The sequence below is a fragment of the Sinorhizobium sp. 22678 genome (genome assembly GCF_052044265.1).
Classification (GTDB): domain Bacteria; phylum Pseudomonadota; class Alphaproteobacteria; order Rhizobiales; family Rhizobiaceae; genus Sinorhizobium; species Sinorhizobium meliloti_A.
Map to the genome: position 1 here is coordinate 1 of NZ_JBQEMS010000050.1, position 10294 is coordinate 10294.

The 10294-nt window shown below is 62.9% G+C and carries 9 protein-coding genes and 2 pseudogenes; 3 read left to right on the forward strand and 8 right to left on the reverse strand.

What is annotated here, in order from left to right:
- Positions 1-481: 481 nt before the first annotated feature.
- Positions 482-1003: a hypothetical protein gene (locus ACTJKL_RS31710; protein WP_440854742.1), complete on the reverse strand. Its 522-nt coding sequence runs from the start codon at positions 1001-1003 to the stop codon at positions 482-484.
- 47 nt (positions 1004-1050) lie between these two features.
- Here ACTJKL_RS31710 and ACTJKL_RS31715 point away from each other — a divergent pair.
- From ACTJKL_RS31715 to ACTJKL_RS31725, 3 genes and pseudogenes are all read left to right on the forward strand, one after another.
- Positions 1051-1196, forward strand: a pseudogene (locus ACTJKL_RS31715) (VOC family protein); the annotation flags it as partial.
- 118 nt (positions 1197-1314) lie between these two features.
- Positions 1315-2229 carry an aldo/keto reductase gene (locus ACTJKL_RS31720; RefSeq protein WP_440854738.1) on the forward strand — a complete coding sequence of 305 codons (915 nt, stop codon included), beginning with the start codon at positions 1315-1317 and terminating at the stop codon, positions 2227-2229.
- Positions 2230-2266: 37 nt separating this feature from the next.
- Positions 2267-2923, forward strand: a complete 657-nt coding sequence (locus ACTJKL_RS31725; RefSeq protein WP_440854739.1) for a DUF6064 family protein — start codon at positions 2267-2269, stop codon at positions 2921-2923.
- Between the two features lie 7 nt (positions 2924-2930).
- Here ACTJKL_RS31725 and ACTJKL_RS31730 read toward each other — a convergent pair whose 3' ends face one another.
- The 7 genes and pseudogenes from ACTJKL_RS31730 to ACTJKL_RS31760 form a co-directional block, all read right to left on the reverse strand.
- A complete protein-coding gene (locus tag ACTJKL_RS31730) occupies positions 2931-3830 on the reverse strand; it encodes a carbohydrate ABC transporter permease (protein WP_003526374.1) in 900 nt (299 codons plus the stop codon).
- Between the two features lie 13 nt (positions 3831-3843).
- Positions 3844-4776 (reverse strand): carbohydrate ABC transporter permease, encoded by a 933-nt coding sequence (locus ACTJKL_RS31735; protein WP_010976183.1) that lies wholly within the window; start codon positions 4774-4776, stop codon positions 3844-3846.
- A gap of 88 nt (positions 4777-4864) precedes the next feature.
- Positions 4865-6169, reverse strand: a complete 1305-nt coding sequence (locus tag ACTJKL_RS31740; protein ID WP_018096271.1) for an ABC transporter substrate-binding protein — start codon at positions 6167-6169, stop codon at positions 4865-4867.
- Between the two features lie 133 nt (positions 6170-6302).
- Complete coding sequence (locus ACTJKL_RS31745; protein ID WP_440854740.1) at positions 6303-7370, reverse strand: ABC transporter ATP-binding protein; 1068 nt, start codon at positions 7368-7370, stop codon at positions 6303-6305.
- An 82-nt stretch (positions 7371-7452) separates the two neighbouring features.
- Positions 7453-8228 (reverse strand): annotated as a pseudogene (locus ACTJKL_RS31750) (SDR family oxidoreductase).
- 1 nt (position 8229) lies between these two features.
- Entirely contained in the window at positions 8230-9213 is a 984-nt protein-coding gene (denD, locus tag ACTJKL_RS31755) for a D-erythronate dehydrogenase (RefSeq protein WP_440854741.1), read from the reverse strand.
- Positions 9214-9256: 43 nt separating this feature from the next.
- Positions 9257-10021, reverse strand: a complete 765-nt coding sequence (locus tag ACTJKL_RS31760; protein ID WP_018096267.1) for a FadR/GntR family transcriptional regulator — start codon at positions 10019-10021, stop codon at positions 9257-9259.
- Positions 10022-10294: the final 273 nt, after the last annotated feature.

Sequence of the window (10294 nt, forward strand, 5' to 3'; positions counted from 1 at the left end):
ATCGGATCGCTTGCTTCCATATGTTCGGCCTTTCGGTGTGGCCGCACAGGGCCACTGGCCAAGATGGTTTCCGCAACGCCTGTGCCAAACAGTGCAACGGCCTTGGAAGGCCATAGAGATGAGCGGCGTGTCAGGCGTCTTGGGAATCGATCGATCGCACCATCTGCTTGTTCTCTTGCAAGTTCACAGCATCAGCCGGACACGGGCGGCTTTGTGTTGCGGGCCCATGGCGGCCAATCTCTATGCGGCCTGCGGCTGCTGAATATGCGGGGAATGATCAGCCTGTGACCCAACGAAACGCGCCGAGGGGTTGCACCCTCTCTACCCTCATCCCTGTGCTCGTCACAGGGATCCAGCAGCGCCGCGTCTGCGGCGCGGGAATCGTTCTTTCAGCCCAAGGACCTGGTCTGGCTGCATTCCTGTTACAAACACAGGAATGAGGCGATCAAACCGCGGCGGGTGGACCGAATCTCAACAGGACTTAGGCCGTCCCGCATTCGGCTTGCGCGGCAGGCAAACGCGCCCGATACATCTTTTCTAACTCGAATTGAGTAAGCGCTAAACCTTGACGCGAGCGCGCCCCGGGAGTGAAATCCGGGTTGAGGCGTATGCCTTGAGGCCGCCCGCCGAATGCTATTGAGGAGGCGGCCTCACCAGTTTCGAGGGGACGATAGGTGGACCCCGCCGCATAACCGATCAGCAGCAGCGCGGGTTCACCTATCGGGTCAGGCCAGTTCGAGGCATACCAGGACGCTATATTTTCACGTTTTGCATAATGGCGCGGGAACAAAGCAGTTCCTTGCGTGTTCTTCGACGCAGCCGCGTGGAGGGTCGAATGCAGAGAAAATTCATGCCGACGGACGTATTCCTGCGCCTCGAGAAGGAATGGCAGCACATGCGCCATGCAAAGCACAATCTCGAGATCGAGGCCGTTCCTGCGAACGATCAGCGCATCGACGGTATCAATGAACTGGAGCCCTCCGCGATTCCGCGGAACGCCCATAGGAGCTAGTCCGCTTCGTCCCCCAGATTACCAATCATCGCGTTCTACTATCGACGATCCGGAATTCCGCCATATCGGGCAGCACCACCGCGCCCGCCGAAACATCCAGCAGTCCGCCGGGCATCGTCACGGTGATCGAATTCAGCCTCGACCAGAATTTCACCTGCTCGGAGCCGGTCCTCTCGATCCTTTCCCGGTCTTTAACGGCACACCGCGCTCACGACTTCGTGGCTGCAGAGTAGCGCCGCAGGGGTTATTATCCCGCCCCATGAGCCACAGGCTCGATTGTTTCGGGCCGAAGGGAGCGAGCGATGACCTTCACGCGGCGCGCAGTCGTCCAGGGCCTGGGCATAGGTATGTCGCTGCCGCTCATGCCGCGGGCGCGGGGCCAGGCTGCCGACCTCACGACGCGCGTCATACCGAAGAGCGAAGAAGCGCTGCCGCTGGTCGGCCTCGGCACCTGGATCACTTTCAACGTCGGAGACGACCCCGTCCTGATGGACGAATGCGCCGCCGTGATCGCTGCCTTCTTCGAAGGCGGCGGTCGGATGATCGATTCCTCGCCGATGTACGGATCGTCCCAGCCGACCATCGGCTACGGCCTCCGTAAGCTCGGACATCCGAAGCGGCTCTTCGCGGCGGAAAAGGTCTGGATATCGGATCCCGGCGACGGCGCGGCCCAGATCGAGGCATCGAAGGAATACTGGGGCGTCGAGAAATTCGATCTCATGCAGGTTCACAATCTCGTCTCCTGGGAAGAGCACCTGCCCGCGCTCTTCGACATGAAGGCGGCAGGCCGGCTGCGCTATGTCGGCATCACCACCTCGCAGGGGCGCAGGCACCGCGAGATCGAGCAGGTCATGGCGACCCGGCCGATCGATTTCGTCCAGGTCACCTACAATATCCTCGACCGCGAGGCGGAGGAGCGCATCTTGCCGCTGGCGCAGGAGAAGGGCATTGCCGTAATCGTCAACCGGCCGTTCCGACAGGGCGATCTGATCCGACAGGTCGAAGACGAACCGTTGCCGTCTTGGATTGCCGAGACCGGCGCCCGCAGCTGGGCGCAGTTTCTCCTGAAGTTCATCATTTCGCATCCGGCGGTCACCTGCGCAATCCCCGCGACTACGCGCGTCGACCATGTACGGGAGAACCTGGAGGCTGCGAGAGGCATCCTGCCCGACGAGAAGCTGCGCCGCCGCATGGCCGCCTATCTGGAGGCGCTGTGAAGCACGATCCAGTCGCGCGTGATATGGATTTGACGTGATGTCGGACTGGGGGACCTACACGCTCGCGGATTTCCTGATGTTTTCGCCGCGCGTCTATTTCCGCCTTGTCGAACGCTACAATCAGGGACTCTGGCCGCTTCAGCCGGTCTTCGTCGCGGGCGCGCTTGCCATCCTTTTCGCCACTGCGACGGACGGACGGCGCGCCCGAGCCGCGGCCATGGCGACGCTCGCCCTGGCCTGGCTCTTCTGCGCGTGGCAATTTCTCTGGCTGCGTTACTCCACCATAAACTGGGCGATGTCCTATGCGACGGCGGCCTTCATGCTGCAGGCCGGTCTGCTGCTTCTCGCGATCCGGTGGACGCAAGGCGGCGTATTGCCCGCGAACAGCCTGCGCCGCCGTGGCGGCATCGGCCTGATGGTCTTCGGCTCGCTCGGCTATCCTTTCGGCCCGCTGCTTGCCGGCCGCGCGCCCGCCTCGGCCGAAACCTTCGGGGCAATGCCGGACCCGACCGTTGCCGTGACCCTCGGCGCCCTTCTGGCGCTCATGCCGCAGAAGCTGTGGCTGCTTCTGCCCATTCCGGTCCTCTGGTGCGTCTTCAGCGCGCTCACCCTTCTGGCCATGGAGGATGCAGGCGCCTGGGTGCCATTCGCGGTGATCGTCGCGACATTTGTCCTCCTCGTCGTCAGACGTTGACGGGAGCTCACTCCTTCACCGCTCCCGTCATCGACGAGACGTAATAATCGACGAAGAAGGAGTAGAGAATGACCACGGGCAGCGAACCGAAGAGTGCGCCCGCCATCAGTGCGCCCCATTCGAAGACGTCGCCGCGCACCAGTTCCGTCAGCACGCCGACCGGTACTGTCTTGTTTTCCGAAGACTGGATGAATGTCAGCGCGTAGATGAACTCGTTCCACGAGAGCGTGAAGGCGAAGATGCCGGCCGATATCAGGCCCGGCACGGCGAGCGGCAGGATGATCTTGACCAGAATCTGCCAGCGCGTGGCTCCGTCCACCAGCGCGCTTTCTTCCAGTTCGAAGGGGATCGAGCGGAAATAGCCCATCAGGAGCCATGTGCAGAACGGTATGAGGAACGTTGGATAGGTGAAGATCAGCGCCAGCTTGGAATCGTAGATGCCGAATTTGAAGACGATGAAGGCGAGCGGAATGAACAGGATCGACGGCGGCACCAGATAGGCGAGGAAGATCAGCAGCCCGACGGGCCGCGCGCCGGTGAAGCGCACCCGCTCGATCGCATAGGCCGCGAAAACCGATGCGGCCAGCGACAGGATGGTCGAGCCTACGGCCACCAGCATCGTGTTCCAGAGCCAGCCCGGATAGGAGGTCTCGAAGAGCAGATACTTGATGTGGTCGAGCGTCGGACGGACCACCCAGAAAGGGCTGTAATTGTTGTAGTCGGTCAGCTGCGCGTTCGGCTTCACCGCCGTGATCGCCATCCAGTAGAAGGGGAAGAGCAGTACGAAGACGAAGACCGCCATCGGCAGATAAAGCACGACGATCCGCCGCGGCAGGCGGTTCAGATAGCTCATCCCCTCGGCCGTGTCGGTGAGGACCTCGTCGTCGGTTCGTGTGGTCGTGTTCATTTTGTCCTCCCGCTCAATCCTGGCCGCCCTGCTGCCATTTGCGGCGTTGCAGACCGAAGAAGCTGAACATGATGGCGGCAAGCAGGAAGGGGATCATGGCGACGGCGATCGCCGCCCCCTCCCCGAGCTGCCCGCCGGGAATGCCGCGCTGGAACGAAAGCGTCGCCATCAAGTGGGTTGCATTGACCGGCCCGCCCTTGGTCAGCACGTAGATCAGCTGGAAATCGGTGAAGGTGAAGAGCACCGAGAAGGTCATGACGACCGCGATGATCGGGGTCAGCATCGGCAGGGTTACATAGCGGAAACGCTGCCAGCTGGTGGCGCCGTCGAGCGAGGCTGCCTCCTGCAGCGAAGCCGGGATCGTCTGCAGGCCGGCCAGAAGCGAGATCGCCACGAAGGGAATGCCGCGCCAGACATTGGCGGCGATGACGGAAGCGCGCGCGTTGTTCGGGTCGCCCAGGAAGTTGATCGGCCCGTCGATGATCCCGAGCTGCATCAGCGACCAGGAGATGATGGAAAACTGCGAATCGTAGATCCACCAGAAGGCGAGCGCCGAAAGCACCGTCGGCACGACCCAGGGCAGGAGCACGATCGCGCGGAAGAAGGACTTGAAAGGCAGGTTTTCGTTCAGCAGCAGCGCCAGCCAGAGCCCGAGCACGAATTTCAGGATCGACGCCACGAAGGTGTAGAGCAGCGTGTTGTAGACCGAGAGCCAGAAGACCGAATCCCGGGCCAGGAACTCGTAGTTCTCGATCCCGATGAAGACGCCGTCGCGGCCTATGCGTGTGTCGGTGAAGCCGAGCCAGACGCCCAGCCCGAGCGGATAGGTCAGAAAGCAGATCAGAAAGACGGCTGCCGGCAGCATGAACAGGAAGCCGAGCACATTGTTGTTCTGCATTAGCGAAGCCGTGGTGGATGGCTTTCCGGACGGCGTTATGGAGGACATCGGGCTTCTCCGGCTGGAGGAACGGATCTCGAGGCATTTGCCGGCAGCGTTTGCTGCCGGCTTGAGGCGGCCCGTGGGCCGCGGGGGGTCAGACGCGATAATAGCGGTTCGCCCGCCGTTCGGCCTCGATGATGGCGTCTTCCGGCGTTGCCTGGCCGGTGACCGCACTGGCGAACATGTCGACCAGGACGTAGTCGGCCATTACGCCCGCCGAGGCATAGCCGAGCGGTCCGGCGTAGCCGTTCGGCCGCAGCGTCTCCGAGGCGCGCGCATAGGGCGCGTGGATCGGGTCCGAGGTCCAGACCGGGTTGTCGGCAAAGGCCTTCAGCGGCTGGCAGCAATAGGCGCTCGATCCCTCGATCCAGGCGTTCATCTGGTCGGCTTCCATCATGAACTTGAGATAGGCCTTGGCGGCCTCGGGATACTTGCTGTGCTTGAAGAGCAGGATCGAGCTCGTCTGGTGGAGTTCGACGCTCTGGCCGACCGGACCGACGGGGAAGTTGGTCGTGCGGATGTCGGCCGCAAGCTCCGCAAGGGCCGCGTCCTTCTTGGCCGCATAGTAGAGCGAGACGCCGTTTGCCGTCAGCGATACCTGGCCCGCAAGGAAGGCGCGGTTGTTGTTGATGTCGAGCCAGCTTTCGGTGCCCGGGATGAAGGTCTCGTATAGCGACTTTGCGTAGTTGACCGCTGCGAGCGTCTCCGGGCTGTTGATCGTGACCTTGCCGCTCTCGTCGACCATCTTGCCGCCATGGCTCCACAGCAGCCAATGGGCGTAGTTGTTGCCGTCGCCGACCGCTTTGCCGTGGGGGAAACCGGCCGGGGTTCCCTTGGCCTTGAGGGCCTTGCAGAGTTCGAGAAAGCCGGCCGTGTCCTTCGGGAATTCACTGAAGCCGGCCGCCTTCATGTGGCTCTCGCGGTAGCAGACGGCGTTGCCGATCGCGGCCAGCGGCATGGCGATGAACTGGCCGTCGCGGCTCGCATACCCCTTCAGGCCGTCGTACCATCCTCCATATTTGTTGCCGAGATAGTCGGCGAGCTCCGTCAGGTCGACGAGTTTGTCGGGATATTGATGTGCGTCGTCGAACCAGCACATCACCATATCAGGACCGGAGCCGACATTGGCGGCAACCGCCGCCTTCGGCCGGATGTCCTCCCAGCTTTCCTTGTCGATGCGGACTTCGACGCCCGTGGCTTCCGTGAACTTCTTGGTGTTGGCGATCCAGGCGTCTTCATCGCCCTTGACGAAGGGCGTCCATCTGAGAAGCCTGAGGCTTGCCCCCTCCTCCGGCTTGTAGCTCGGCTCGGCCTGCGCGAACGACGGGCGGATGCCCAGACCCGCAACGCCGGCGAGTGCGGCGGAGGTTGCGAGAAAATCACGTCTCTTTATCGGCATGCTACTCCTCCTCAAAATGCGGGAGCGTCTTCCTCCGGCATTCACCGTCCCGCTTGGCGAATGCGGCTTGAGCGATGCCGGCCATTGCCTGGCATCTTTATGGCCACGAAGGCTCCTCCCTTCGTCAGCGACGTCAGCCGACCAGCCGCCGTCCCGTTCCGGCGTCGAACAAGTGCACATGCGCGGCATCGATCGCGAGATGGATCGTTTCGCCGGGCTTGGCATTCACCCTCTCGCGGAAAACACAGGTCACATCGTGCCCACCGAGCCTTGCGATCAGCTGCGTCTCATAGCCGGTCGGCTCGATCACCGCGATTTCGGCCGGCAGCCCGTTCGGGTCGAGCGCCATGTATTCGGGCCTGAGACCGTAGACGAGATCGCGCCCTTGGGCCGCTGCCGCCGGCTGCGCCACGGGCAGAGCCGTTCCGTCGGCGGTGAGGAAGGCATTCGGATTGCCCGGATCGAGGCGGCCCTTGAGCATGTTCATCGCAGGCGAGCCGATGAAACCGGCCACGAAGAGATTGGCGGGGTTGTCGTAGAGCTCGAGCGGTGCGCCGATCTGCTCGACGATGCCGTCATGCATGACGACGATCTTGTCGGCCATGGTCATCGCCTCGATCTGGTCGTGCGTCACGTAGACGGTCGTGGTTTTCAGCCGCTGATGCAATTCCTTGATCTCGGCGCGCATGGCGACGCGCAGCTTCGCGTCGAGGTTGGAAAGCGGTTCGTCGAAGAGAAATACCTGCGGGTCGCGCACGATCGCCCGCCCCATGGCGACGCGCTGTCGCTGACCGCCGGAAAGCTGACGCGGATAACGGTCCAGCAGCTTCGAAAGGCCGAGGATTTCGGCCGCCACGCCGACGCGCTTGTCGATTTCGGATTTGGGTCTGCTTGCCAGCATCAGGGAGAAGGCCATGTTGTCGGCGACAGTCATATGCGGATAGAGCGCATAGTTCTGGAACACCATGGCGATGTCGCGGTCCTTCGGCGGCAATCGGTTGACCACCTGATTGCCGATGCGAATTTCGCCCGCGGTGATGTTTTCGAGACCCGCCAGCATCCGCAGCAAGGTGGATTTGCCGCAACCGGAAGGGCCGACGAGAATGACGAACTCGCCATCCTCGATCTCGATGTTCACGCCCTTGATGACAGGGAAAGCACCGAAGGACTTCCGAACATCGACAAAATCCACGCCTGCCATTTGCGTTCCTCCCAGAACTGATCTTTACCCTTGCGGCCGCCAAATTCATCGTTTGCGCGATCGCGCCAGGCTGAAAACCTCTTTATCCGCGGCCGACCAGCGGCATCCTGGTCGCCATCACGGTCATCGTTAGAACATTGGCCGAGAGCGGCAGGCTCGCCATGTAGACGACCGCCTCGGCGATATGCTCGATCGGTATCGTCGGCTCCGCCGCAACCTCGCCATTGGCCTGCAGCACGCCGGTGTCATCCGCGCCGTCATGTCGGTCGCAGCATTGCCTATGTCGATCTGACCGCAGGCGATGTCGTGCATCCGGCCATCGAGCGCCGTCGATTTCGTGAGGCCGGTAATGGCGTGCTTGGTCGCGGTATAGGGCGCCGAATTGGGCCGCGGCGTCTGCGCGGAAATCGAGCCGTTGTTGATGATCCGGCCGCCCCGCGGCGTTTGCGCCTTCATCAGCCGGAAGGCATGTTGCGTACACAGAAAGGCGCCCGTCAGGTTCGCCGCGACGATACCGTTCCACTGTTCGAAGGTCACATCTTCGAGTGGCACGGGCGGCACGTTGGAGCCGGCATTGTTGACGAGGAGGTCCAGCCGGCCGAAATCCGCCCGGACGGCGGCGAAGAGAGCCGCGACCTGATCCGGATCGCCGACGTCGCAGACGACCGCGCGGACGATATTGCCGGTCCGCCCGCCTATTTCGCCGGCCGCAGCCTCGAGTACATCCGGACGGCGGCCGGTGATGACGACGCTGTAGCCTTCCGCACTCAAGGCCTGGGCTATGCCCCGGCCGACACCGGTCCCGCCGCCCGTGACCAGCGCGATCCTGCCCTCGCCCGATCCCTTCGCCTGGGCCATCTCAGATCCTTCCTCCGAGTTCGTCTTCGATATGGATGCGGATGATCTCGTCGAAATTGCTTTCGGCCGTAAAGCCGAGTTCTCGGGCACGGCGGGCATCGAAGTCGGTCGCCCAGCCGGAGACGATCGTGCGGATCACCGGGTCCGGTTCGCGGCGGATGAGGCCCACGGCCTTCCGGCCGGCAATGCGGCCGAGCGCCTCTATCTCCTCGCCGACCAGCGCCGAAAGCCCCGGCATGGTGAGGTTTCGCCGCGGTCCGATGATATCGGTATCCATTCGCGCCGCATGGATGAAGAAGCCCACGGCCGAGCGCGGGCTCGCGAACCAATGCCGGACATTCTCGTCCACGGGCAGGATAGCCTCCTGGCCGACGAGCGGCTCGCGCAGGATGTTGGAAAAGAAGCCGGATGCGGCCTTGTTCGGCTTTCCGGGCCGTATGCAGATGGTCGGCAGCCGAATGCCGATACCGTCGAAGAAGCCGCGGCGGGTATAATCGGCGAGCAGCAGCTCGCAGATCGCCTTTTGCGTCCCGTAACTGGTGAGCGGCGTCGTGAAGAACTCGTCGCCGATCTTTTCCGGGAACGGCTGGCCGAAGACGGCGATAGAGGAGGCGAAGAGGACGCGCGGGAGGTAGCGCTCGCGCTGTCCCTCGCGGCGGATCGCCTCGAAGAGCGCACGCGTGCCGTCGAGATTGACCAGGTAGCCTTTGTCGAAGTCGGCCTCCGCCTCTCCCGAGACGATCGCCGCGAGGTGGAGGATCACGTCGGGCCGCGACGCGATCAGGCGCTCTGCGCTGCCCTCGGTGGACAGGTCGATGGCAAGCGTCGTCGCAAGCGACGAAAGCGCCGGAGGCACGGGCGGCTCAGCCACGTCAGCCAACGTCAGGCTGGCAATCTCGCGTCCCAGAGATCCGGGCTCCGCGGCCAGCCTTTCGACCAGCTTCCGGCCGATCATGCCGGCGGCACCTATGACCATTACATGCATATTCGGCGAACCTCCTCCTGTTCAGCCACCCGGTCGGTCCTGCTCAGCTTGACTTTCTGTTCGTTCCGTCTGCCTCCTCGTCCGCCAGCAGAGCCTTCGTCGTCTCATAGATCCGGATCAGATGATGATGAAAGGCGGCAACGACGGCCGCCCGGTCATGCCGCCTCAAGGCGGCGACGATGTCGCTGTGATCCTTGTAGCTCGCTTCGATTGCTCCCGGCCGTGACATGGCGCTGCGCCGGTAGTCCATCATATAGGTGTAAAGGTCGGTGACAAAATCGGAGAGCAGCGGATTGCCGCAGGCCCGGTAGATCGCCACGTGGAACTCGCGGTCGCAGATCAGAAAGCGCATCGCGTCGTCACCGCAGATCTTCTGCGCATCGAGAAGGCTGTCAAGCTTGCGCAGCGCCTCTTCGTCGATGTTTTCGGCCGCGTCGCCGACCACCTTCAACTCGATATGGAGTCTTGCGGCGTGAACGTCCTCGAGATCGTAGCTGTCGATCGCGTTCGGTGAAGCGATCGTCACTGTGACATGGCTGAGATCGACATTCCCGACGCGGGTTCGGCTTCCTTGCGACACCTCGACCACACCGCGCGCCGCCAGCGTCTGGATTGCGCCGCGCACGGTCTCGCGGCTCACATGGAGCACGCTCGCAAGCTCGCGTTCGCCCGGCAGCACGTCGCCGGGCCTCAGCATGTTGGTCGCAACCAGCACCATAAGCTTGTCGGCGATGAGGTCGCGCGCGGTACGGCGCTCGAGGCTCTTCCCGACTTTCGGCATATGCGTGAGGATCGGACTTCCGTTCACCGCGGCCTCCCAACTGATCCACTGGTTGGTCCAGCAGATCAGTATGACGAATAGAGGGCTTATCGGAAGGTGCGGTCAAGACAGGTTCGTTGCGGCAGCGCACCAATAATGCACGGCTCGTTGTGCGGTGCCGTGGGACCGGACACGCTCGGCCTGCCCCTCATCCGCCTGCCGGCACCTTCTCCCCGCAAGCGGGGCGAAGGGACTAGCCGGCCAGCTTAGTGGCCCCAAGCATTTTTCAGGGCAGGTCCCCTCTCCCCGCCGGCGGGGAGA